Here is a 23139-nt window from a genome sequence, read left to right on the forward strand (position 1 = left end):
GTTTTGAAATCGAGGTCTTGAATGGCAGCAGCGGACGACGCGCACCTGCTTGAACGATTGCTCAAGGGTGAGCAGCGGGCCTACAAGGAGTTGGTCACCACCTACCAGAGCGCGATGCGTGCCGTGGCCTATGCCATCGTTGGCCAGCGCCATGCCGATGAGGTGGTGCAGGACGCTTGGCTGTCGGTGGTGCGTAACCTGGCGAAGTTCGAGGGGCGTTCCAGCCTCAAGACCTGGCTGCTGACCATCACGGCCAACTCGGCAAAGGGCCGCTACAAGCAGAACCGCCGGGAAGTACTGCTCGATGACTTGCCGGCGCCCCATGGCACCATCGGTGATGATCGCTTTGTGCCCGACGATGGCCACTGGGCGGTCGCGCCGTTTGCCTGGCATCAGGACACTCCCGAAGCGCTGCTTACCGAAGACGAACTGCGTAATTGCCTGGAGCACACGCTGGCCAGTCTTTCCGAACTGCAAAGCAGCGTACTGCTGCTGCGTGAGCGCCAGGGGCTGGAGTTGGAGGAGATTTGTAATCTTCTGACGCTATCGCTCTCCAATGTTCGTGTGCTGTTGCATCGAGCACGGCTTAAAGTCTTCGCCACGGTGGAGCATTTTGAGGAAACCGGCGAATGTTGACCTGTAAGGAACAAGTGGCACGTTCCAGTGACTATCTCGATGGGCAACTGACCTTTCGCGAGCGCCTGCTGGTGCGCCATCACCTGATGTTCTGCCCCAACTGCCGGCGCTTTATCCGGCAGATGCGCTTGATGCAGGCGACGCTGAAGATCCTGCCCGAGCCGCCTATCGCCGATGTTGATGCGTTGGCCGAACGCCTGGCCGCCGAGCGCTCCCGCGACCAATAATATCCATCACTTTTCACACTTAAACGAAGCCCGCATCGACAAAAGATGCGGGCTTTTTTTTGCTCAAAAAACAACCAAGATGAAAAATATTTCATTTTTATCAGATGTTTTTACATTTTGTATCATCTGCCATTTTCACCAGTTTTCAGGGCTGTAGCCTTGATTTCCGTAGACTCTGGCTTATTTCGAATGGCTATTAAAAAGTTCCCAAGTAACAAAATCTTTATGTTCCGGCAACCCAGCTGAAATATCCCCTCGCCAAGATCGCCCCCCAACACCAGCGGCTCTAAACCGCGTGTTTTACCAATGCACAAGACCATCAATTAGGGGAATTCTTCGATGATCCGCAAGCACTTCGCCGGTTTCGCGGCCAGCGCCTTGGCCCTGGCTGTCACCGCCCAGGCTTTCGCCGGTACTGTCACAACTGACGGCGCCGATATCGTTGTCAAAACCAAGGGCGGCCTTGAGGTTGCAACCACCGACCAGAATTTCAGCTTCAAGCTGGGTGGTCGTTTGCAGGCCGATTACGGCACGTTTGATGGCTTTTACACCAAGAATGGCAACTCGGCTGACGCCACATACTTCCGACGTGCCTACCTCGAATTGGGCGGCACGGTGTACAAGGACTGGAAATACCAGATCAACTACGACTTTTCCCACAACTCCGGCAATGCCGATGATGGCTACTTCGACGAAGCGTCCTTCTCGTACGTAGGCTTCAAGCCAGTGGTGATCCGCGCGGGTCGTTTCGACCAGGACTTCGGCCTGGAAAAAGCCACCAGTTCCAAATGGGTGACCGCCATCGAGCGTAACCTCGGTTATGAAGTCGCCGACTGGATCAACTCCCACGAGAACGGCATGGGCCTGCAGGTCAGCGCCGTGGTGGCTGACATGGCCTACCTGTCCTCCAGCGTGTCGTCCAAGGACATCAACGACAAGGACGGCAAAGGCGTGAAGCAGTTCAACGGCCGTGCCGTGTTTGCGCCGATGCACGACAGCGGCAACGTCTTGCACCTGGGTGTGGACGTGGCGGTGCGTGACCTGAAGGACACCTCGTTCGACTCGCGGATCCGTCCTCGCCTGGACGCTCGTGGCGTTGCCACCAACGGCGGTAACGATGCCGGGGCCAACGGCAACCGTGCGACCTTCGGCGGCGGTGTAGGGCTGGACTCCGGCAACCTGACCGCGAACGACGCCTACGACACCGACACGGTGTTCGGCGGCGAATTTGCCTTCGCCCGCGGTCCGCTGTCCCTGCAGGCCGAATACCTGAACCGCAAGATGAAGGCCGACAGCAGCGCTTATCAGGATGTGAAGGTCACGGGTTTCTACGGCCAGGTGGCCTACACGCTGACCGGCGAGTCCCGGGTCTACAAACTCGACGGCGCCAAGTTCGACACCATCAAGCCGCAGAACAAGCAGTTCGGTGCGTGGGAAGTGTTCTACCGCTACGACAACATCAGCGTTGACGACAAAAACGTAGTGCGTAACAGCGCGACCCGTGAAGTGGGTGACGCCAAGGCAAGCCTGAACACCATCGGTGTCAACTGGTACGCCAACGAAGCGGTGAAGGTGTCTGCCAACTACCTCAAGGTCAGCACTGACAAGATCCAGAACGCCAATGGCGACGACAGCGGCGACGCCATCGTGGCCCGCGTGCAATACGTGTTCTAGGCAACCTGTAATACCGCTCCAAAGCGCTCTTTCCTCATCCGTCAAAGCGCTCCTCATTTGGTTTGCCCCGCCGTTTGGCGGGGCTTTTTTTTGCGCCGTGTCCTGTAGGCGCGAGCTTGCTCGCGAAGAACCCGAGATCACCGCGTTCTGTCAGAATGGTCGCGTTGTCGTTAACGATCATCGCGAGCACGCTCGCTCCTACACAAAGCCGTGACCGTCGGGGAATGGGATGCCGTTACAACGTTTGAATAACCTGTCCGAGATTGCGCCCGATGAATGGAACGCGTTGGTCCCCGTCGATCAGCCGTTTCTGCGCCATGCGTTCCTCAGTGCCCTGGAAGACAGCGCCAGCATCGGCCCGCACTCCGGCTGGCAGCCCGAGCATTTGCTGCATTATGAAGGTGGACGGCTGATTGCCGCGTTGCCCAGCTATCGCAAATGGCATTCCTATGGCGAGTACGTGTTCGACCACGGTTGGGCCGATGCCTGCGAGCGGGCGGGCATCGACTACTACCCGAAATTGCTGACGGCCGTGCCCTTCAGCCCGGTCAGCGGCCCGCGCCTGTTGGCCGCCAGCGCCGAGGACGGTTTCGAATTGCTTAAAAGCCTGCCCGGTTACCTGGAAATCGAAGGCCTTTCCAGCGCCCATATCAACTTTACCGACGCCCTCGCAGACACCGCACTGGCCCGGCAGCCGGGTTGGCTGCAACGCCTGGGCTGCCAGTTTCATTGGCAAAACCGCGGCTACCGCGACTTCCAGGACTTTCTCGACGCGCTGAGTTCGCGCAAGCGCAAACAGATGCGCAAGGAGCGCGAGCAAGTGGCGGGGCAGGGCATCGATTTCGAGTGGCTGCAAGGCCATGAGTTGAGCGAGGCACAGTGGGATTTTGTCTACGCCTGTTACGCCAATACCTACGCCATACGCCGACAATCGCCCTACCTGTCCCGGAATTTTTTCAGCCTGCTGGCCGAGCGCATGCCCGAGGCGATTCGCGTGGTGCTGGCCAAGCAAGGTTCACGGCCGGTGGCCATGGCCTTCAGCCTGATCGGCGGCGACAGCTTTTATGGGCGTTACTGGGGCTGCCTGGCCGAGTTCGACCGGCTGCATTTCGAGACTTGCTTCTACCAAGGCATGGATTACGCGATTGCCCATGGCCTGCAGCGTTTCGACGCCGGCGCCCAGGGCGAGCACAAGTTGATTCGCGGGTTTGAGCCGGTGATCACGCACTCCTGGCATTACCTGCGACACCCGGGATTGAAGACCGCCGTGGCGGATTTCCTGGAGCGCGAAAGCGTGGGGATCCTGGCATATGCCGAGGAGGCGAGGGCAGCCCTGCCTTATCGGCAGGGCTGAACCTGTCTGGCTCAGGCGGTTTTTTCCGTGCCGAGCCATCGATAGGTAATGCCGCCGACCACTGCACCGAGGATCGGCGCCAGCCAGAACATCCACAACTGCTGCAGCGCCCAACCGCCGACAATCAGCGCCGGGCCGGTACTGCGGGCCGGGTTGACCGAGGTGTTGGTGACCGGGATCGAGATCAGGTGGATCAGCGTCAGCGCCAGGCCAATGGCAATGGGCGCGAAGCCCGTCGGCACACGACGGTCGGTGGCGCCGAGGATGATCAGCACGAACATGGCCGTCATCACCAACTCGCACACAAACCCCGCTGCCATCGAATAACCACCAGGCGAATGCTCGCCGTAGCCGTTGCTGGCCAGGCCCGAAGCCAGTTCGAACCCCGGCTTGCCGCTGGCTATGAAGTACAACAATGCAGCGGCAACGACGCCGCCGATTACCTGGGACACGATGTACGCCGGTAACTCCCTGGCCGGAAATCTTCCGCCCACTACCAGCCCCACCGACACTGCAGGGTTCAGGTGACAACCGCTGATGTGCCCGATGGCAAATGCCATGGTCAGCACCGTGAGCCCGAACGCCAGGGCCACACCGAGCACACCGATCCCGACCGGGGACGATGCGGCCAGTACCGCACTGCCGCAGCCACCCAACACCAGCCAAAACGTACCCAGTCCTTCCGTAACGGAACGTTTGAACAGTGACATGAACACATCCTTAATAGATTGCTCTATCTGATTAACGGGTCTGTGATGCATCCCTGCTGCCTTAAATCAGGGCCCTCCTGGGGCCTGATTGGAGTACAGCAGGATTGTGTCGCAAGACCAGCGGGATAGAGAAAACTGTCAGAATTGTTCGGAATTGAGGTTGCAGTTAACCAACGGAATCAGTCTATTCCGACGAAGCCACCGGTCTGGTGTTGCCACAATCGCGCATACAAACCGCCGTGTGCGAGCAATTCGGCATGGCTGCCGGTCTCGGCGATCTGGCCTTTTTCCAGCACCACCAGCCTGTCCATTCTGGCAATGGTGGACAGCCGGTGGGCGATGGCGATCACTGTCTTGCCCTGCATCAGGGTTTCCAGGCTTTCCTGGATCGCCGCTTCGACTTCCGAATCCAGCGCCGAGGTGGCTTCGTCCATGATCAGGATTGGCGCATCCTTGAGCAGCACTCGCGCGATGGCGATGCGCTGGCGTTGCCCGCCGGAGAGTTTCACCCCGCGTTCGCCTACGTGGGCGTCGAGGCCGGTGCGGCCCTCGGCGTCCGACAGCAATGGGATGAACTCGTCGGCGCGGGCCTTGTGCACGGCGGCCCAAAGCTCTTCGTCGGTGGCGTCCGGCTTGCCATACAGCAAGTTGTCGCGGATCGAACGGTGCAGCAGCGAGGTGTCCTGGGTGATCATGCCGATCTGTTCGCGCAGGGTTTCCTGGGCGACGTCGGCGATGTTCTGGCCGTCGATCAGGATACGGCCGCCTTGCAGGTCGTACAGGCGCAACAGCAGGTTGACCAGGGTGGATTTGCCCGCGCCGGACGGACCGATCAGGCCGATCTTTTCACCCGGTTTAATCGCCAGGTTCAAGCCGCTGATGATCCCGCTCTTCTTGCCGTAGTGGAAATCCACCTGATCGAACCGCACCTCGCCATGGGGCACTTCCAGGCGCGGGGCATTTTCCCGGTCGGTCACTGCCAGCGGCTGGGCGATGGTTTTCAGGCCGTCCTGGACCATGCCGATGTTTTCGAAAATGCCGTTGACCACCCACATGATCCAGCCGGACATGTTGACGATACGAATCACCAGGCCGGTGGCCAGGGCGATGGCGCCCACCGAAATCAGGGATTGGGTCCACAGCCACAGGGCAAGGCCGGTGGTGGTGACAATCAGCAGGCCGTTCATGGTGGTAATCACGATGTCCATGCTGGTCACGACGCGGCTGGCCAACTGGGTTTTCTCGGTCTGCTCGACAATGGCTTCCCTGGCGTAGTTCTGCTCGAAATTGGTATGAGCGAACAGCTTCAAGGTGGTGATGTTGGTGTAGCCGTCGACGATCCGCCCCATCAGTTTTGAGCGTGCCTCGGAGGAGATGACCGAGCGCTCCTTGACCCGTGGCACGAAGTACCGCAGGGCCAGGCTGTAGGCGACGATCCAGGTGATCAGCGGGATCATCAGGCGCCAGTCGGCTTCGGCGAACAGCACCAGGGCGCTGATGGCGTAGATCGCCACGTGCCAGATCGCGTCCACGGCGGCCACTGCGGAGTCGCGCAGGGAGTTGCCGGTTTGCATGATGCGCTGGGCAATGCGCCCGGCGAAATCGTTCTGGAAGAAGTTCAGACTCTGTTTGAGCACATAGCTGTGGTTTTGCCAGCGGATCAGGCTGGTCATGCCGGGGCTGATGGTCTGGTGCACCAGCAGGTCATGCAGGGCGCCGAAGATCGGGCGCAACAGCAGGGCGACCACGGCCATCCAGATCAGCTCGGTGGCGTGGATCTGGAAGAAGTTGGCGGGCGGCGTGCCCTGGGCCAGGTCGATGATGCGGCTCAGGTAGCTGAACAGCGCCACTTCGATCAGCGCGCCGATCAGGCCCACCACCAGCAAGGCGGCAAAGCTTGGCCATACCTGGCGCAGGTAATAGACGTAGAAGGGTAGGACTTTGTCTGGAGGGGCCGCGCTGGGAGGTTCGCGGAAGATGTCGATCAGTTGTTCAAAACGACGATAGAGCATTAGGTCTGACGCCCGCGCGGCGGGCTCTCCTGTTCAAATGCGCGCGACGCCTTGCGGGCCCCGCGCGAAACTCCCTGTAGCCTTCAGTCGATGCGCTTGGCCGACTTGATCAGGACAGGATCGATTGGCACGTTCTGCATGCCCTGTTTGGTGGTGGTCTGCGAGTTGACGATGATGTCGACCACGTCCATGCCCTTGACCACTTTGGCGAACACCGCGTAACCGGCATCACGGCCCGGGTCGAGGAAGGCATTGTCCGCAACGTTGATGAAGAATTGGCTGGTGGCGGAGTTCGGGTCGTTGGTACGCGCCATCGACAGGGTGCCGCGCACGTTATGCAGGCCGTTGCTGGCTTCGTTCTTGATCGGTGCTTCGGTCGGCTTTTGCGACATTTGCTGGGTAAAACCACCGCCCTGCACCATGAAGCCCGGGATTACCCGGTGAAAAATGGTGTTGGTGTAGAAGCCCTTGTCGACATAGGCCAGGAAGTTCTTGGTACTGATCGGGGCCTTGACCGGGTCCAGTTCGATCTCGATGTCGCCATTGGTGGTGGTGATCAAGACGTGGGGTGCCTTGGCGGGTTCGGCCGCCATCAGGTTGGCAGCGAACAGTACGGAACCGGCAAAGAAGGCGATTTTTTTCAGCATGGGTCAGTGATCCTGGGTTGTGGTTTCGACTGTCTTGAGAAAATCGAGCAGGGTGTTGTTGAAGCGTTCGGGTTGGTCCAGCGGCGTGGCATGGCGGGAATCCTCGATCACCACCAGCCGCGCATCGGGCAGCAGTTTTACATAGATTTCTTTCTGCGCCACGGGGGTGTAGTCGTGGTCGGCGCTGATGACCAGGGTTGGACAGGATATTTTCGAAAGTTGTTCCTGTACGCCCCAGCCAACAATCGCATCGAAGCTGGCGAGGTAAGCACGTTTGTCGTTTTTTGCCCAGCGTTCGGCCATCTTGCGCCGCAGTTCGGCCTGTTCGGGCTTGGGAAACAGCAGGCTGCCCAGGGCTTTGCCGATGGTGGTCAGGCTGAGGATGCGCGCCAGGCTCCAGCGCTTGGCCCACTGCCAATAGTCGCTGGCGCTGCGAACCTTGACCTGGGGCGCACTGTTGACGATGCACAGGCTCTTGAGCATTTGCGGCTCATCCACTGCCAGTTGAAAGGCGATCATGCCACCCATGGACAGGCCGACCACGTGGGCCGGCGGCAAATGCAGGTGTTCGATCAAGGCCACCAGGTCGGCGGTGAAGCCGGCGATGCTGTAGCGCTCACGGGGTTTGTCGGAGCGGCCGTGACCGCGCACATCCACCACCACCAGGCGATAGTGTTGGGACAGCACGGGCACTTGCAGTTCCCAGTCCAGGCAACTGGAGCCCAGGCCGTGGATCAGGATCAGCGGCGCGCCGTGGCCATATTCCTCGTAATGCAGGGTGCAACCTTCATGTTCGAAATAGGCCACGTGAACTCCTTGTTCAGGCTTGCTGCGGTGCGGCGAATGGCGCGTCCAGTGGTGCAGTGTCGAAGGTGCGCAGCAACTCGACGAGAATCTGCGTGGCCGGGCCCAGGGGTTTGTCCTTGTTCGAGTAAAGATAGAAGGTCGGGTTGCGGCTGCCACCCCGTTCCAGGGGCAGTAGCTTGAGCAGGCCTTCCTTGAGTTCGCGTTCGATCAAGTGTCGCGGCAGCCAGGCGAAGCCCAGGCCGCTGCTGACGAAGGTGGCGGCGGTGGGCAGGCTGCCGACGGTCCAGCGCTGCTCGGCGCCGAGCCAGCCGACGTCCCGTGGCTGCTGGCGGCCGGAGTCGCGGATCACCACCTGCATGTGGCTTTCCAGATCCTGGAAGCTCAGTTCGCGGTGCAATTGATGCAGCGGATGTTCGGGGTGGGCCACGGCGACAAATTCGACGTCGCTCATTTCCGTACCGAGGTAACCGGGAATGATGAACCCGCTGATGGCGAGGTCGGCCATGCCGTCCATCAACAGCTCTTCGACGCCGGACAACACCTCTTCGCGCAAACGCACCCGGCAGCCACGGCTTTGCGGCATAAAGGCAGTGAGGGCGCGCACCAGGCGGGCGTTGGGGTAAGCGGCATCGACCACCAGCCGCACCTCGGCTTCCCAGCCTTGTTCCATATGGTGGGCCAGGTCTTCCAGTTGGCTGGCGTTTTTCACCAGTTGCCGGGAGCGGCGCAGCAGCACTTCACCGGCTTCGGTGAGCACGGCCTTGCGCCCGTCAATGCGCAGCAGCGGCACGCCGAGCTGATCCTGCATGCGGGCCACGGTGTAGCTCACCGAGGATTGCGAGCGGTGCAGCGCTTCGGCCGCCTGGGCGAAGCCGCCATGGTCGACCACGGCTTGCAAGGTGCGCCATTGATCAAGGGTAACGCGGGGCGCTTTCAAGATGAGCTCCTCTTGTCCTAAGCTGGCGGTCCTTATTGGAGACTGCCGAATGAGAAAATTCTGTTGTGTGCTGCTGGCGTTGCTGCCGTTGAGTGCGTTTGCATTCAGTACCGATGTGACGAAAGACATTCAGGGCGTGAAGATCGATTACAGCGCGTCAGACGTCGACAGCAATATCAGTTCGATCCAACTCACCAACTACGGCCCCAATGACGCGGAGTGCAAGGTACGCTTTACCAATGGTCCGGAAGCCCCGCGTACGCGCAAGGTCACGGTCGCGGCAGGGAAAACCACCAACACCACGGCCAATTTCAGCCGTGCCATCATCAAGATGCGTATCCAGCTGACATGCGCACCGAAATAAGGCAAAAGCGGAGCTTGCGTACAGCAATACTCCGCTTATAAACAAATTTCTAGATGGGTTATAGCAGTTTTTTACGCTTTTTAATCGAACGGACCCTGTCTAACCTTTACTCCATCGCCTTACAGCATTCACCGATGGAGCTTACATAATCATGGCCCGTGTTCTGATCATCGAAAGCAGCGCCCGTCAGCAGGACTCAATCTCCCGCCAGCTGACCCAACAATTCATCAGCCAATGGAAAGTCGCCCATCCGGCTGATCAGATCACCGTACGAGACCTCGCCATCAACCCGGTTCCGCACCTGGATGCCAATCTGTTGGGCGGCTGGATGAAACCTGCCGAGCAGCGCAGCACGGTTGAACAGGCCTCCCTGGACCGTTCCAACGAACTGACCGATGAGTTGCTGGCCGCCGATGTGTTGGTGATGGCCGCGCCGATGTACAACTTCGCGATTCCCAGCACCCTCAAAGCCTGGCTCGACCATGTGCTGCGTGCCGGTGTGACCTTCAAGTACACCGCCACCGGCCCCCAGGGCCTGTTGACCGACAAGCGTGCCTTTGTGCTGACCGCCCGCGGCGGCATCCACGCCGGTGGCAGCACCGACCACCAGGAACCGTACCTGCGTCAGGTCATGGGCTTTATCGGCATCCATGACGTCACGTTCATTCATGCCGAAGGGGTGAACCTGGGCGGTGATTTCCAGGAGAAGGGTTTGAACCAGGCCAAGGCGTTGTTGGCCCAAGTGGCGTGAGATGTTAATCGTCAGATAATCGCCCGCTGTTTAGATAGCTCCACGCAACCCTTCAAGTACGCGTATCGAACCTCCCTTTGCACTTTTTGCTCCTGAGTGCTCCCGCCCGACTGACGCTTTTAGCGAGGTCGGGTTTTTTTTGCCTTGAGTTTCGTAACGCGCGGAAAACCGCTAATGTCGCGCCCATTCAAAATGAGGCGAGCATGGGCTATCTACTTGTTGTGACGCTGATCCAGGCGTTTTCCTTCAGCTTGATCGGCGAATACCTGGCCGGTCACGTCGACAGTTATTTCGCGGTGCTGGTGCGTGTACTGTTGGCCGGGCTGGTGTTTATCCCGCTGACCCGCTGGCGCTCGGTGAAGCCGGCGTTCATGCGCGGCATGCTGTTGATCGGCGCACTGCAGTTCGGCGTGACCTACGTGTGCCTGTACCTGAGCTTTCGCGTACTGACGGTGCCGGAGGTGTTGCTGTTCACCATCCTGACACCGTTGCACGTGACCTTGATCGAAGACGCCCTGAACCGCCGCTTCAACCCGTGGGCGCTGGTGGCCGCACTGGTGGCGGTGGCGGGGGCAGCGGTGATTCGCTTCGACCAGATCACCCCGAACTTCTTCATGGGCTTCCTGCTGCTGCAACTGGCCAACTTCACCTACGCCGCCGGGCAGGTGCTTTATAAGCATCTGGTGGCCCGTCATCCGAGCGATCTGCCGCATTACCGGCGCTTTGGCTACTTCTACCTCGGCGCGTTGGCGGTGGCGTTGCCGGCGTTCCTGATGTTCGGCAAGGCCAACTACCTGCCGGAAGCGCCGTTGCAGTGGGGCGTGCTGGTATTCCTCGGGCTGGTCAGCACGGCACTGGGCATGTACTGGTGGAACAAGGGCGCTTGCCTGGTCAACGGTGGCACATTGGCGGTGATGAACAACCTGCATGTGCCGGTGGGGTTGTTGCTGAACTTGCTGATCTGGAATCAGCATGAACCGTTGGGCAGGTTGCTGCTGGGCGGGTTGGTGATTCTCGGGGCGGTGTGGATCAGCCGGCTGGGCCTGCGGTCGTCGGCGCCAATTGCGTCAGCAAAAAATCAATGAATGCGCGGGTCTTTTGCGGCACGCGTCGCGCTGACGAATAAACCGCATTGATGGTGATTGCCGGCGCCTGCCATTCGCAGAGCACCGGCACCAGGCGCCCGGCGCTCAGGGCGTCTTCGACGATAAAGTCCGGCAACAGCGCGATGCCCATCCCGGCCTCTGCCGCCTGGGCCAGCAGGTCGCCGTTGTTGGCGTGCAGAGGGCCGGTAACGTTGACCCGCTGGGTTTCCTGGCCCTTGCTCAATTGCAGGCTGACGCCGCTTTGCAGATACCCATAATTGAGGCACTGGTGGTGGCGCAGGTCTTGCGGGGTCTGCGGTGTGCCCGCGCGTGCCAGGTAGGCTGGCGCAGCCACCATGATCCGTGGCGCAGGTGCCAACTGGCGGGCGATCATCGTTGAGTCGGGCATGCTGGCGATGCGGATGGTCACGTCGAAACCACCGCGTACCGGGTCCACCTGCTGGTCGCTGAGCACCAGTTGCAGTTCGATATGCGGATGCTGTTCATGGAACAGCGGAATCAACCGCCCCAGGCGATGCAGCCCGAACGACATCGGCGCATTGACCCGCAACACGCCCCGTAACTCCCCGATGCCGTCTCTGGCTCGCTGTTCGGCCTCGTCCAGGGCGGCCAGTACTTCACGCGCCGCTTCAAAATACTCGGCCCCGGCCTCCGTCAAATGCAGGCTGCGGGTGGTGCGCTGAAGCAGTTGCACGCCTATGGCTTCTTCCAGCGCCTGAATCTGTTTGCTGACTTTTGAGCGCGGTACGTCCATGGCTCGCGCGGCGGCCGCGAAGCCGTTCTCGCCGACCGTGACGACAAACGCCCGCATGCATTCGATACGGTCCATGATTGTCCCTTTTTTAGAATCAATGATTCTCTATTTTAGGTAATTGTCTCGATTTTATCCATCCCATAAAGTTACTTCCAAGCCGCCAGCCAAGCTTCACAGCGGCGCTGAACGCACCCCTTACCGAATCGAAACCATTAAAAGGAAGTCACCATGTCTATTCGCGAATTGCTCAACCCAGCCAACTCCACCCTGATCCTGATCGACCACCAGCCGCAGATGGCCTTTGGCGTGCAGTCGATCGATCGCCAGACCCTGAAGAACAACACGGTGGCGCTGGCCAAGGCGGCGAAGATCTTCAACGTGCCGACCATCCTGACCTCGGTTGAGACCAAGAGCTTCAGCGGCTACATCTGGCCGGAACTGCTGGACGTGTTCCCGGACCAGCAGCCGATCGAGCGCACCTCGATGAACTCCTGGGAAGACAAGGCGCTGGTGGCTGCGGTGAAGGCCACCGGGCGCAAGAAGCTGATCATGGCGGCCCTGTGGACCGAGGTGTGCCTGAACTTCCCGGCCCTGGAAGCCCTGGCCGAAGGCTACGAGGTGTACATCGTCACCGACGCCTCCGGCGGCACCAGCAAAGAAGCGCATGACATGTCGGTGCAACGGATGATTCAGGCGGGCGCGGTACCGGTCACCTGGCAGCAAGTGCTGTTGGAATACCAGCGTGACTGGGCTCACAAGGAAACCTACGACGCGGTGATGGGCCTGGTCCAGGAGCACAGCGGCGCTTACGGCATGGGCGTGGATTACGCCTACACCATGGTTCACGGCGCGCCGCAGCGTCAGGTCAAGTAAGGTCCAACGCAAAAAAAACGGCACAACTCGGGTTGTGCCGTTTTTTGTTGTTACATCACTGCCTTTTCCGCCGGGGGCAGGTGACTGGCCCCCAGCACCGCCGGCAACATCCCCGCCCGCAAGTCACCGCCGCTCGGCTGCTGGTACAGGCTCAAACCAAATTCCGGCAGCACCGCCAGCAGGTAGTCGAAGATATCGCCCTGGATCCGCTCGTAGTCGGCCCACGCGGTGGTGCGGGTGAAGCAGTAGATCTCCAGCGGAATGCCCTGGGCGGTGGTCTGCATCTGCCGCACCATGCAGGTCATGTTCGGCTGGATCTCCGGATGGCTTTTCAGATAGGCCAGGGCATACGCGCGGAAGGTGCCGATATTGGTCATGCGTCGGCGGTTGGCGGACATCGCCGCGACATTGCCCTGGGCTTCGTTCCAGGCCTTGAGCTCGGCCTTCTTGCGGCTCATGTAGTCGGTCAGCAGGTGTACCTGGGTGAGCTTCAGCTCTTCGTCGTCGCGGATGAAACGCACGCCGCTGGCGTCGATATACAGGCTGCGCTTGATCCGCCGGCCACCGGAGGCCTGCATGCCGCGCCAGTTCTTGAACGACTCGGACATCAGGCGCCAGGTGGGAATCGAGACGATGGTCTTGTCGAAGTTCTGCACTTTGACGGTGTGCAGGGTGATGTCGACCACGTCACCGTCGGCGCCGACCTGGGGCATTTCGATCCAGTCGCCGACCCGCAGCATGTCGTTGCTGGTCAGTTGCACACTGGCGACGAACGACAGCAGGGTGTCCTTGTAGACCAACAGAATCACCGCCGACATTGCACCCAGACCGGAAAGCAGCAGCAGTGGCGAGCGGTCGATCAACGTGGCGACGATGATGATGGCGCCAAACACGAACAGCACCATCTTCGCCAACTGCACATAGCCCTTGATCGAGCGGGTGCGGGCGTGTTCGGTGCGGGCATAGATGTCCAGCAGGGCGTTGAGCAGTGCACTGATCGCCAGCACCATGAACAGAATGGTGAACGCCAGGGCGACATTGCCGATGAACAGGGTGGCGGTCTTGCTCAGGTCCGGCACCAGGTACAGGCCGAACTGGATCACCAGTGACGGCGTCATCTGCGCCAGGCGATGGAAGACTTTGTTGTGCCGCAGGTCATTGAGCCAGTGCAGCGCGGGTTGCCGGCCCAGCAGCTTGACGGCGTGCAGGATGAGGTAGCGGGCCACTCGTCCGAGCAGCAATGCCACTACCAGCAACACCATCAGCGCGAGGCTGGAATGCAGCAGCGGGTGTTCGTCGAGGGTGCCCCAAAGGTCTTTGACGTTGAGCCAGAGCTGTTTGATATCCATGGGTAAACGCGATTCTTCTGTAAGACGTGACGGGCCGATTAGAGCATTTAAGTACGTCAAAGTTGTGGTTGTGGACAAATCCCCTGACAAAAAAGCGCCTGATTAACCCAGTTCGCGTAAAGAAACTCGGCCTCGGCGCCCGAAACCGTTACCCTATGCAGCTGTTTTTTTGTATTTCTTCGAGGTAGCACCCGTGTTTTCCCAATTCGCCCTGCACGAACGCCTGCTCAAAGCCGTGGCCGAGCTTAAATTTGTCGAGCCAACGCCTGTGCAAGCAGCGGCCATCCCGCTCGCGCTCGAAGGGCGTGACCTGCGGGTGACGGCTCAAACCGGGAGTGGCAAGACCGCCGCTTTCGTCCTGCCGATTCTTAACCGTCTGATCGGCCCGGCGAAAGTTCGTGTCAGCATCAAGACCCTGATCCTGCTGCCGACCCGCGAACTGGCCCAACAGACCCTGAAGGAAGTGGAGCGCTTCTCGCAGTTCACTTTCATCAAGTCCGGCCTGATCACCGGCGGCGAAGACTTCAAGGTCCAGGCCGCCATGCTGCGCAAGGTGCCGGACATCCTGATCGGCACCCCGGGCCGGATGATCGAACAACTGAACGCCGGCAACCTGGACCTCAAGGAAGTTGAAGTGCTGGTGCTCGACGAAGCCGACCGCATGCTCGACATGGGCTTTGCCGACGACGTGCAGCGCCTGGTGCAAGAGTGCGTCAACCGCCAGCAGACCATGCTGTTCTCGGCCACCACCGGTGGTTCGACCCTGCGCGACATGGTCGCCAAGGTCCTGAACAACCCTGAGCACCTGCAGGTCAACAACGTCAGCGACCTGAACTCGACCACCCGTCAGCAGATCATCACTGCTGACCACAACGTGCACAAAGAGCAGATCCTCAACTGGTTGCTGGCCAACGAGACCTATCAGAAGGCTATCGTGTTCACCAACACCCGGGCCATGGCCGACCGCATCTACGGTCGCCTGGTGGCTCAGGAGTACAAGGCGTTCGTCCTGCACGGTGAGAAAGACCAGAAGGACCGCAAGCTGGCCATCGACCGCCTCAAGCAAGGCGGCGTGAAGATCCTGGTCGCCACCGACGTTGCCGCCCGCGGCCTGGACGTGGATGGCCTGGACATGGTGATCAACTTTGATATGCCCCGCAGCGGCGACGAATACGTGCACCGTATCGGTCGTACCGGGCGTGCCGGCAACGATGGCCTGGCGATCTCGCTGATCTGCCATGGCGACTGGAACCTGATGTCGAGCATCGAGCGCTACTTGAAGCAGTCGTTCGAGCGCCGCACCATCAAGGAAGTCAAAGGCACCTACGGCGGGCCGAAGAAGGTCAAGGCATCGGGCAAGGCCGTTGGCGTGAAGAAGAAAAAGGTCGACGCCAAGGGCGACAAGAAGAAGGCCGGTGCCAAGTCGCCGACCAAGCGCAAGATTGCCAACCGTCCAAAGACCGACAACCTGTCGTTGGTCAGCAAGGACGGCATGGCGCCTCTGAAGCGCCGCAAGCCGGAAGCACCGGCTGCCGAGTAAGGCTTGAGCCATAAAAAAACCGGACAATGTCCGGTTTTTTTTCGCCTCAGTTTTTAGTTTTGTCGGTCGCCTCATTGAGTTCCGTGAGGCGCTGGTCGATCAGTTGGCACTTGTCGGGCAGGTCTGCGCTGGCGGTTTCCAGCTTCATGTTCTGCAGTTCTTCGTTGATCTCCTTGGCCTTCTCTGGATTCTGTTGGGTGAGCTCGGTCACCTTCTTGGCCAGTTGCTCACGTTTGGCGGTGGCTTCTTCCGGCGTGCAGGCCCAGGCGGGCAGGGCGGCAAGCAGCGTGGCGGCGACGGCCATATTCAGCAGGGTTTTCATGATTCGGACCTCCATGGCGGTGATGAACGGTTGAGGGCCGTGAGCACTGAAAAGTTCAGCGAAATCGCGTCCGTCCGCTAGGCTGAACGGACGACGGGTCCGGCATGTCACACCTTTGAAGGGCCTATTTCGTGTGCCTTCAGGAGGAATCAGGATGACGACTTACGATTGGGATTTGATCGAACGACTGCTGCATGAGGTACAGAACGGTGGCGCCAGCTTCGCCCCACGCAAATACGCCGAGGAAGAAGCGACTAAAAGGGCCGCCGCCGGAGAGCCCATCGGTAATCTCGATGAATTTAAAAAGCTCGCGGCGGATTACGAGGCGTTGTTGTTCAAGCACGGCTTTATTGAGTCGCGGTCAGAGGAAGAGTGCGGCAATGGTGAGAACTTCAAATTGACCCAGCGCGGCTCACAGTTGCTGAGCCTGATCGACAGCTGTATCCCCGGTGATAATCACCCGCGTCAGGTGCTGGACGAGCAGGCGGATGCTCTGGATCCGGCGACGTTTGATGAACTGGCTTCCAAACCACAGATTGCCTGATGACTATGGGGTGCCAGCCTTCAGGCATTTAAGGGCCTTGAAGTCGCTGCGCACCTTGTCGATCTTTTGTGTCAGCTTCTGGCGTTGTTGCACGGTGCTTTCCGCCATCAGGTCGACGATCAGGCTGCGGGCAGCGGCTTCGGTCTGGGCGTAGGCCTGGCGATATTCAGGAGTCCACAGGCTTTCGCGATTCACCAGCAGTTGCTCGATCTTCTGTGGGAAATCGCTGCTGTGGCGGTCTTTGACGGCTGCGATAAATAGTGTTTGCCAGTGGGCGCGGTTGCCAATCCATTGTTGGTTCTGCTCACCCAAGGCGATCGACCAGGCGGTGACGCGATTCTGCTGGCTGGCACTTAACGGCCCGAGCCACGCATCGAGGCGCTTGTTCATGCGCTCGGCGCGTTCCTTGATCTGCTGCTCGAGGGGCGGTTTCAGGTATTCGTCCTGACGCTTGCGCAGGTCCTTGGCGAACGCTTGCTCCATATCCTGTACTTGCTGATCGTCCAGCCCCTGCAGTAGCTCGACGGCGGACGGCGTGATCGCCCGGGCGCTCTCGGCAATAGCTTGTTTGGCTTCGGCGGTACGGGTTTGCAGGGCGGCGTCGGTCACCTGGTTGGTGTCGACCATCTGTTGCAGGCGATCGAGCCAGTCCAGGTAGCCCGGCAATTGTGTGGTGCAATGCCAGGCCAGGTGTTCCTTGAGTGTGTCGTTGAACCAGCTCTTCTGCCCGGCGTTCATTTCCAGGTAGTCGCTGAGGGTCCAGGGGATGATCACATCCAGATTGCGATAGGCCAGGCCCACCCGATTGCAGCCGGCAAGCACCAGGCTGAGGGTCAGCAACATCACCAGAAATTTTAACCGACGCAGCATGAGCGAGTCCTTGCGCAGACGAGAGTATTGCATCTGAACCCGTCAGGGCAGCGACAGTTCAGCCCATCAATAAAACGCCCGCTCGGCCTTCAGGGTCAACAGCCCGTCGCATTGCGAGTTGTGTCCGGAGTAGGCCGAGCAATCGCCGCCGCTGAGGCTGGAGTCGCTGTAGATCAGGTTCAGGTCGACGCCCATCCATGGCCTGGAAAATTGTACCGACCAGTCGCTGAAGCTGCGGATCGAGCTGCCATCGGCCACCGAGACCGGGGTGCCGAGCTGGTGGGTGGTGTATTTCATGCTGACGCCGATGCCGAACGGCTTGGTGCCGCCGAGGTCGGCGAACAGGGTGCTGTCCTGCCGGTCCGGGTCGTTGCTGAAGGAGGCGCCGAAGCGATTGCCCAGCAAGGTCAGGCCGCCGTAGAACTCCTGGCTGTCGAGGGGGCTCAGCTTGGGATAGCTGTAGTGAATCATCCCCAGTTCATAACCCAGGGTCTGGTCGAAGGGGCGTTTGAAACCCAGGTAGGAGTCGACTTCCAGGTTGCTGGTCGGGGAAATGCCCATGCTCGGTGAGAATTGGCCGAGGTACAGGCCGCTGCCGTGGCTCAGGTCCAGGCCGCCATGGAACGAGTCGCTCCCGGGCGCCGTGGGCTTTACCAGGCCTTGAGCCATGCTTCGGCTGGGTGTCGTGCCCAATTTCAGGTCGAAATCACCCAATTCACGCTGGAAAACCTGCGCTTCGGCGAGGGGGCTGGCCAACAGGGCACCGGCCAGGAATATGCAGGATTTGAGCATGCTTCACTCCATGAAAAGCGAGGAGCAGTAACGGGGAATATCAGGCAAATGCCCGATCTAGACGTGTGCAAGCATACCGGCGATGGTTCGCAGATGAGGCCCGTTCGTCGATTGGCGTAATAAAGGGGTGTATCAGGGGGTAGTGCGGGCTCTAGTCCTAGCGCCTTGAAAGGCAAAGCGCATAGGGACCAGGTGTAATGCGCGAGTCTTACTTTTTACCCAGGGTGATCTGCTTGGACGGGCCGAAAGTCTGGCCGCTTACGCCTTTGGCAATCTGCTGGATTTCGCCGCCCTGCTTGAGGAATGCAGCAATTTGGCTGTTGATCGATTCGCTGGTTTCAACGGCGGGAGCTGGCTTTGCTTTGCTGTTGGATGCTTTTACGCGCATGGCGGCCACTAACCTGTAGAGAATTAACTTGGCCATGCATCGTACATGAAATGCTTGACAATTGCTTGGCAAATATCCCCCTGAAATATACGCAGGGTTTATGAATCGCCTGTATTATTAAGTGAAATACTCACCTAACTTGCTGTTTTAACTCGAATCCCTCGAGGAAATCCGGCCGTGGGTACTGGCCGGACTCAGCCCGATGACCTGACGAGCGGGGCGCTTCTCGGCAAACCCATGATTTTTCAGGCCTGTACGCCGGTACGCGGGACCGCCGTCGTCAACTCGGGTAGAATGCCGCCCACGCAATGAGGGTATTTGAGATGGCTTTAGTCGGGCGCTACAACAGCTTGCAAGTGGTTAAACACACTAACTTTGGTTTGTACCTGGATGGTGATCAAGAGGGCGAAATCCTCTTGCCCAACCGATATATCCCCAAAGATATTCCCAGTGAAGATGAAGACTGGCTCAACGTTTTCATTTATCTGGACAGCGATGACAAACTTATCGCGACCACCGAAAAACCAAAAGTACAGGTGGGTGAATTTGCCAGTCTGAAAGTGGTTGAAGTCAACAGTATCGGTGTATTCCTCGATTGGGGCCTGCCCAAGGACCTGCTGCTGCCTTATTCCGAAGAAAAGCGCCAGCTGACCGCCGGTGAGTATTGCGTGGTACACGTCTACCTCGACAAACACACCAAGCGCATCACTGCCACCGCGCGCCTTGACCGCTACCTGGACAAGACTCCGGCCACCTACAAGGTCGGCCAGGAAGTTGACTTGCTGGTGGCCGAAGCCACCGACATGGGCTTCAAGGCCATCATCAACAACAAGCACTGGGGCCTGATCCACAAGAACGAAGTGTTCAAGTTCCTGCGCCCGGGCAAGGAAGAGAAAGGCTTCATCAAGGAAATTCGCGCCGACGGCAATATCAGCCTGAGTCTGCAGCCTGTGGGTGAAGAAGCGGCCTCCAGCCTGAACTCGAAGATCCTCGCCAAGTTGCGCGACAACAACGGCACCTTGCCGGTCAGCGATAAAAGCGACCCGGCACTGATCAGCAGTTTGTTCGGTGTCAGCAAAGGCAACTTCAAGAAGGCCATCGGCGCCCTCTACAAGCAGGGTCAGATTGTGATCCACGCGGATCGCATTGAACTAAGCTGATCGCGGTTTGCTCTTCTGTAGGAGCACGCTTGCTCCTGCAGAAGGCCGCCTCAATGTCTAGAAAAACGCTTTTCGCCTACCTCGGTACGTTGCTTGCCTTTCTGATTCTTGACGGCCTGTGGCTCGGTGTCCTCATGGGCCCGACCTACAAAGCGCTGCTCGGCCCGTTGATGCTTGATCAGCCGCGCCTGTTCCCAGCCGTGGCGTTCTATCTCCTCTATGTATTCGGTTGTGTGGTGCTTGTCGTCCTGCCTGCGTTGGCGAGCGGCGGCTGGCAGCGTGCCGCGCGGCTTGGTGCACTCCTGGGATTGGTAGCCTACGGCACCTATGACCTGAGCAATTGGGCAACCCTGCAGGGCTGGTCGGTCGGTTTGGCCTTCATGGACATCGCCTGGGGCACCTTCCTGACTGCCGTTTGCTGCACCGTGGGCTATCAATGTGCGCGCAGGGTGCACAATTGATTGTGTACAGGATTGCCCTGCACCATCCCTGAGCGAATCACCACCGTTCAATTGTCTCTACGCCTCCTGAAGAGCCAAGCTCCACGGGAGATTGTGCCGAGTTTTATTGCATTGGCACGCATTCTGCTCAACAACTCGTATACAAACCATGTCGCCTCCCGTACGCACTCCCGTCGCGGGTGGCAGGCCGGTATTTACGAGGAGCCCTGCGATGACCGAACAATTGCCCAAAGGCTACAGCCCGCGCCTGTACAACCAGGACCTGGGACCGCTGCCGCAAAAATGGAACTGGTACAACATCTTCGCCTTCTGGATGAGCGACGTGCACAGCGTCGGCGGCTACGTATTCGCCGCCAGCCTGTTCGCCCTGGGGCTGGCCAGTTGGCAGGTATTGATCGCCTTGCTCGCCGGGATTTGCATTGTGCAATTGATCGCCAACCTGGTGGCCAAGCCGAGCCAGCAGGCGGCAGTGCCGTACCCGGTAATCTGCCGGTTGGCCTTTGGGGTATTCGGGGCGAATATCCCGGCGGTGATTCGTGGGTTGATCGCAGTGGCCTGGTACGGGATCCAGACATACCTGGCGTCCAGTGCATTGATCATCGTGGTGCTGCGCTTTTTCCCACAGATGGCGGTATACGCAGAACCGCACTTTGCCGGCCTGTCGTACCTGGGCTGGTTCGGTTTCCTCAGCCTGTGGACGCTCCAGGCGCTGGTGTTCTGGGCGGGCATGGAGTCCATCCGTCGTTTCATCGACTGGGCGGGGCCTGTGGTCTATGCGGTGATGTTTGCCCTGGCAGGCTGGATCGTCTGGAAGGCTGGCTGGGCCAATATCAGCTTCACCCTGGCGGAAAAATCCCTATCAGGCTGGCAGGCGTTTGGCCAAATCATCGTGGCAACCGCGTTGGTGGTGTCGTACTTTTCCGGGCCGACCTTGAACTTCGGTGATTTCAGCCGCTACTGCCGCACGATGAAAGACGTGCGTCGCGGAAATTTCTGGGGCTTGCCAGTAAATTTCCTGGCGTTCTCCCTGGTCACCGTGGTGATCGTCTCGGGCACCTTGCCGGTGTTCGGCGAAATGCTCCACGACCCGATTGCCACCGTTTCGCGCATCGACAATGACATGGCTGTGTTGCTGGGGGCGTTCGCCTTTGTCACTGCGACTATCGGCATCAACATCGTGGCCAACTTCGTCTCGCCGGCCTTTGACTTCGCCAACGTGGCACCGAGCAAAATCAGCTGGCGTGCCGGTGGAATGATTGCGGCGGTGGCCTCGATCTTCATCACCCCATGGAACCTGTTCAACAACCCGCTGATGATCCACTACACCCTCGATATCCTCGCCGCGTTTATCGGGCCGTTGTTCGGGATTCTGCTGGTGGATTTCTACCTGATCAAAAAACAGAAGATCGACGTGGATGCGCTGTTCGATGACAGCCCGAGCGGGCGCTACTACTTTGACGGCGGCGTGAACTGGACGGCGGTCAAGGCGCTGGTGCCCGCGACGCTGGTAGGCGTCGCGATCACCTTCACCCCGGCGCTGCAGGGCATGGCCAATTTCGCCTGGTTTACCGGCTGCTTCCTGGGTGGGCTGTTTTTCCTGGTGTTGGCGCGGCGTGAACAGGTTCGCGCGCCTGTGTCGATGGTTGCCGGCTGACCAGCACCGATCCGGCCACCAACAAGCCGGCGCCTGCTACCACCAGCGCCGGTTGCAGGCCACCGCTGAGGTGGCTGCTCACCGACGCCAGCAACGGACCGCTCAATTGGCCGATCGCAAAGCTGGCGGTCAGCAACCCGGTGCTGCGCTGGTAGCCGTGGGGGGCGACCTCACGCAAGCGCGCCATCACCAGTTGCATGCACGCCAGGAATGGCCCACCGCACAGCAACACCCCCAGCGCCAGCCCCCAACCGTTGCCCAGCAGGCAGGCAAACACGCCGGCCGCTTGCAGCCAAAGGGTTGTCATCAGCCAGCGACGGGTGGTGTCCGGGTCCTTGCGGCGCAAACTTGCCGCCACCACGCCAATCGCGGCAGCCAGGCCAAAGCAGGGCCAGAACAGGTCTGCTTGCCATGCGCCCTTGAATTGCGCGCTGGCCATCTGTGACAGGAATGTCGCCGGGATGATGTAGCCAAGGCCATACAACACGTAGATCCAGCACAGGTGTGTGATGCTGCCGTTGCTGGCCACGTCGGTGTGGCTGGCAGCGGGCGAGTCGGGAGCGGAAGGCTTGGGCAGGAACGGCAGGATTGCCAGCAGCATGACCAGGGCGACTACCCCATACACCAGCCACAAGGTTGCAGAGTCTTGCCCCAACAGGTTGGAGCCCAGCGCCAGCAACCCGGTCAACAGAATTCCCAGCCCCGGCCCCGCAAATACCAGCGCACCCAGGCGTGGGCGCCCGGCCGCAATGGCCAGCGGCTGGCTTAGGCTGGTAATCATCACCAGCGCCCAGGCACTGGCTACACCGGTACCAAAGCGCAATAACAGATGCGGCCAGAACCCGTGGGCCCAGTACGACGCCAGGGTCAGCAGCACACACAGCCACAGCCCACCGTACAAACGCCCGCGTACATGATGATGGCTGCGGGCAAAGATCGAATCCACCGCACCGACGAAATAACCCAGGTAGTTGGCCGCCGCAATCAGGCCGGCGCCGGTCAGGTCGATCTGCCCTTCACTGAGCAAATGCGGCATTTGCGGGGTGAGCGCGAATCGACCTATGCCCATGGCCATCATCAGGGCGATAAAGCTGGCGAGTAAGCGGATCAGCGGTGACATGGTGGTTTTTCCTGGGAGCAGCGAGTGACCATCAGGCTAAAGCGGATTGACTTTCTTTAAAAATGAATAATAGTGAGTAACTTGTTC

At 59.6% G+C, this 23139-nt stretch carries 26 protein-coding genes; 13 read left to right on the forward strand and 13 right to left on the reverse strand.

From position 1 onward, the window contains the following. Positions 1-21 precede the first annotated feature (21 nt). The 3 genes from HX817_RS13085 (at position 22) to HX817_RS13095 (ending at position 2537) form a co-directional block, all read left to right on the forward strand. Entirely contained in the window at positions 22-636 is a 615-nt protein-coding gene (locus HX817_RS13085; RefSeq protein WP_008437987.1) for an RNA polymerase sigma factor, read from the forward strand. Then, positions 630-863 carry an anti-sigma factor gene (locus HX817_RS13090; protein WP_003210701.1) on the forward strand — a complete coding sequence of 78 codons (234 nt, stop codon included), beginning with the start codon at positions 630-632 and terminating at the stop codon, positions 861-863. Before HX817_RS13085 ends, HX817_RS13090 begins: the two co-directional genes overlap by 7 nt. 339 nt (positions 864-1202) lie before the next feature. Then, a complete protein-coding gene (locus HX817_RS13095) occupies positions 1203-2537 on the forward strand; it encodes an OprO/OprP family phosphate-selective porin (RefSeq protein ID WP_177040343.1) in 1335 nt (444 codons plus the stop codon). Between the two features lie 34 nt (positions 2538-2571). On the opposite strand, the gene HX817_RS31315 is transcribed toward HX817_RS13095, so the two are convergent. After that, positions 2572-2727: a hypothetical protein gene (locus HX817_RS31315; protein ID WP_157222855.1), complete on the reverse strand. Its 156-nt coding sequence runs from the start codon at positions 2725-2727 to the stop codon at positions 2572-2574. Between the two features lie 39 nt (positions 2728-2766). Here HX817_RS31315 and HX817_RS13105 point away from each other — a divergent pair, with 39 nt between their 5' ends. Then, complete coding sequence (locus HX817_RS13105) at positions 2767-3891, forward strand: GNAT family N-acetyltransferase (protein ID WP_177022936.1); 1125 nt, start codon at positions 2767-2769, stop codon at positions 3889-3891. A gap of 11 nt (positions 3892-3902) precedes the next feature. On the opposite strand, the gene aqpZ is transcribed toward HX817_RS13105, so the two are convergent. The 5 genes from aqpZ to HX817_RS13130 form a co-directional block, all read right to left on the reverse strand. Beyond that, complete coding sequence (gene aqpZ, locus HX817_RS13110; protein WP_087692558.1) at positions 3903-4601, reverse strand: aquaporin Z; 699 nt, start codon at positions 4599-4601, stop codon at positions 3903-3905. Between the two features lie 179 nt (positions 4602-4780). Continuing rightward, complete coding sequence (locus HX817_RS13115) at positions 4781-6613, reverse strand: ABC transporter ATP-binding protein (protein WP_003210707.1); 1833 nt, start codon at positions 6611-6613, stop codon at positions 4781-4783. Between the two features lie 83 nt (positions 6614-6696). Next, complete coding sequence (locus tag HX817_RS13120; protein ID WP_003210708.1) at positions 6697-7260, reverse strand: peptidylprolyl isomerase A; 564 nt, start codon at positions 7258-7260, stop codon at positions 6697-6699. Positions 7261-7263: 3 nt separating this feature from the next. Next, positions 7264-8067, reverse strand: a complete 804-nt coding sequence (locus HX817_RS13125; RefSeq protein WP_008437992.1) for an alpha/beta fold hydrolase — start codon at positions 8065-8067, stop codon at positions 7264-7266. Positions 8068-8080: 13 nt separating this feature from the next. Further along, positions 8081-9004 carry a LysR family transcriptional regulator gene (locus tag HX817_RS13130; RefSeq protein ID WP_003210710.1) on the reverse strand — a complete coding sequence of 308 codons (924 nt, stop codon included), beginning with the start codon at positions 9002-9004 and terminating at the stop codon, positions 8081-8083. 49 nt (positions 9005-9053) lie between these two features. Between HX817_RS13130 and HX817_RS13135 the strand changes: the two genes are divergently transcribed. From HX817_RS13135 to HX817_RS13145, 3 genes are all read left to right on the forward strand, one after another. Beyond that, positions 9054-9368 carry a hypothetical protein gene (locus tag HX817_RS13135; protein WP_032899698.1) on the forward strand — a complete coding sequence of 105 codons (315 nt, stop codon included), beginning with the start codon at positions 9054-9056 and terminating at the stop codon, positions 9366-9368. Positions 9369-9519: 151 nt separating this feature from the next. After that, positions 9520-10119: an FMN-dependent NADH-azoreductase gene (locus HX817_RS13140; protein ID WP_003210712.1), complete on the forward strand. Its 600-nt coding sequence runs from the start codon at positions 9520-9522 to the stop codon at positions 10117-10119. A gap of 203 nt (positions 10120-10322) precedes the next feature. After that, complete coding sequence (locus HX817_RS13145) at positions 10323-11204, forward strand: carboxylate/amino acid/amine transporter (protein ID WP_177040344.1); 882 nt, start codon at positions 10323-10325, stop codon at positions 11202-11204. Here the strand turns inward: HX817_RS13145 and HX817_RS13150 are convergent. Further along, the gene (locus tag HX817_RS13150) at positions 11149-12054 is read right to left on the reverse strand and encodes a LysR family transcriptional regulator (RefSeq protein ID WP_177040345.1); all 906 of its coding nucleotides are present in this window, start codon (positions 12052-12054) and stop codon (positions 11149-11151) included. The two genes, HX817_RS13145 and HX817_RS13150, sit on opposite strands and share 56 nt — an antisense overlap. Before the next feature lie 153 nt (positions 12055-12207). Between HX817_RS13150 and HX817_RS13155 the strand changes: the two genes are divergently transcribed. Continuing rightward, positions 12208-12852: a hydrolase gene (locus HX817_RS13155; protein ID WP_008437999.1), complete on the forward strand. Its 645-nt coding sequence runs from the start codon at positions 12208-12210 to the stop codon at positions 12850-12852. A gap of 50 nt (positions 12853-12902) precedes the next feature. On the opposite strand, the gene HX817_RS13160 is transcribed toward HX817_RS13155, so the two are convergent. After that, the gene (locus tag HX817_RS13160; RefSeq protein WP_003210716.1) at positions 12903-14201 is read right to left on the reverse strand and encodes a mechanosensitive ion channel family protein; all 1299 of its coding nucleotides are present in this window, start codon (positions 14199-14201) and stop codon (positions 12903-12905) included. Positions 14202-14394: 193 nt separating this feature from the next. On the opposite strand from HX817_RS13160, the gene HX817_RS13165 reads away from it, so the two are divergent. Continuing rightward, positions 14395-15741, forward strand: coding sequence for a DEAD/DEAH box helicase (locus tag HX817_RS13165; RefSeq protein WP_063034035.1), 1347 nt, complete (start codon positions 14395-14397; stop codon positions 15739-15741). Positions 15742-15787: 46 nt separating this feature from the next. Here the strand turns inward: HX817_RS13165 and HX817_RS13170 are convergent, their stop codons facing one another. Continuing rightward, entirely contained in the window at positions 15788-16063 is a 276-nt protein-coding gene (locus HX817_RS13170; RefSeq protein WP_102368338.1) for a hypothetical protein, read from the reverse strand. A gap of 154 nt (positions 16064-16217) precedes the next feature. Here HX817_RS13170 and HX817_RS13175 point away from each other — a divergent pair, with 154 nt between their 5' ends. Beyond that, the gene (locus tag HX817_RS13175) at positions 16218-16607 is read left to right on the forward strand and encodes a hypothetical protein (protein WP_003210719.1); all 390 of its coding nucleotides are present in this window, start codon (positions 16218-16220) and stop codon (positions 16605-16607) included. A gap of 3 nt (positions 16608-16610) precedes the next feature. Here the strand turns inward: HX817_RS13175 and HX817_RS13180 are convergent, their stop codons facing one another. From HX817_RS13180 to HX817_RS13190, 3 genes are all read right to left on the reverse strand, one after another. Next, positions 16611-17477, reverse strand: a complete 867-nt coding sequence (locus tag HX817_RS13180) for a DUF6279 family lipoprotein (RefSeq protein WP_003210720.1) — start codon at positions 17475-17477, stop codon at positions 16611-16613. 66 nt (positions 17478-17543) lie between these two features. Continuing rightward, a complete protein-coding gene (locus HX817_RS13185; RefSeq protein ID WP_003210721.1) occupies positions 17544-18269 on the reverse strand; it encodes a TorF family putative porin in 726 nt (241 codons plus the stop codon). 208 nt (positions 18270-18477) lie between these two features. Next, positions 18478-18657, reverse strand: coding sequence for a hypothetical protein (locus HX817_RS13190; RefSeq protein ID WP_003210722.1), 180 nt, complete (start codon positions 18655-18657; stop codon positions 18478-18480). Between the two features lie 323 nt (positions 18658-18980). Between HX817_RS13190 and HX817_RS13195 the strand changes: the two genes are divergently transcribed. From HX817_RS13195 to HX817_RS13205, 3 genes are all read left to right on the forward strand, one after another. Beyond that, a complete protein-coding gene (locus HX817_RS13195) occupies positions 18981-19817 on the forward strand; it encodes a S1 RNA-binding domain-containing protein (RefSeq protein ID WP_008438162.1) in 837 nt (278 codons plus the stop codon). A gap of 53 nt (positions 19818-19870) precedes the next feature. After that, positions 19871-20278: a DUF2177 family protein gene (locus HX817_RS13200; RefSeq protein ID WP_177040369.1), complete on the forward strand. Its 408-nt coding sequence runs from the start codon at positions 19871-19873 to the stop codon at positions 20276-20278. A gap of 211 nt (positions 20279-20489) precedes the next feature. Next, a complete protein-coding gene (locus tag HX817_RS13205) occupies positions 20490-21932 on the forward strand; it encodes an NCS1 family nucleobase:cation symporter-1 (RefSeq protein ID WP_008438164.1) in 1443 nt (480 codons plus the stop codon). Here the strand turns inward: HX817_RS13205 and HX817_RS13210 are convergent. Then, positions 21844-23052 carry an MFS transporter gene (locus HX817_RS13210; RefSeq protein ID WP_177040346.1) on the reverse strand — a complete coding sequence of 403 codons (1209 nt, stop codon included), beginning with the start codon at positions 23050-23052 and terminating at the stop codon, positions 21844-21846. The genes HX817_RS13205 and HX817_RS13210 overlap by 89 nt on opposite strands. Between the last annotated feature and the right edge of the window lie 87 nt (positions 23053-23139).

It is taken from the genome of Pseudomonas sp. C6002, assembly GCF_013385805.1.
In the GTDB taxonomy this organism is placed as follows: domain Bacteria; phylum Pseudomonadota; class Gammaproteobacteria; order Pseudomonadales; family Pseudomonadaceae; genus Aquipseudomonas.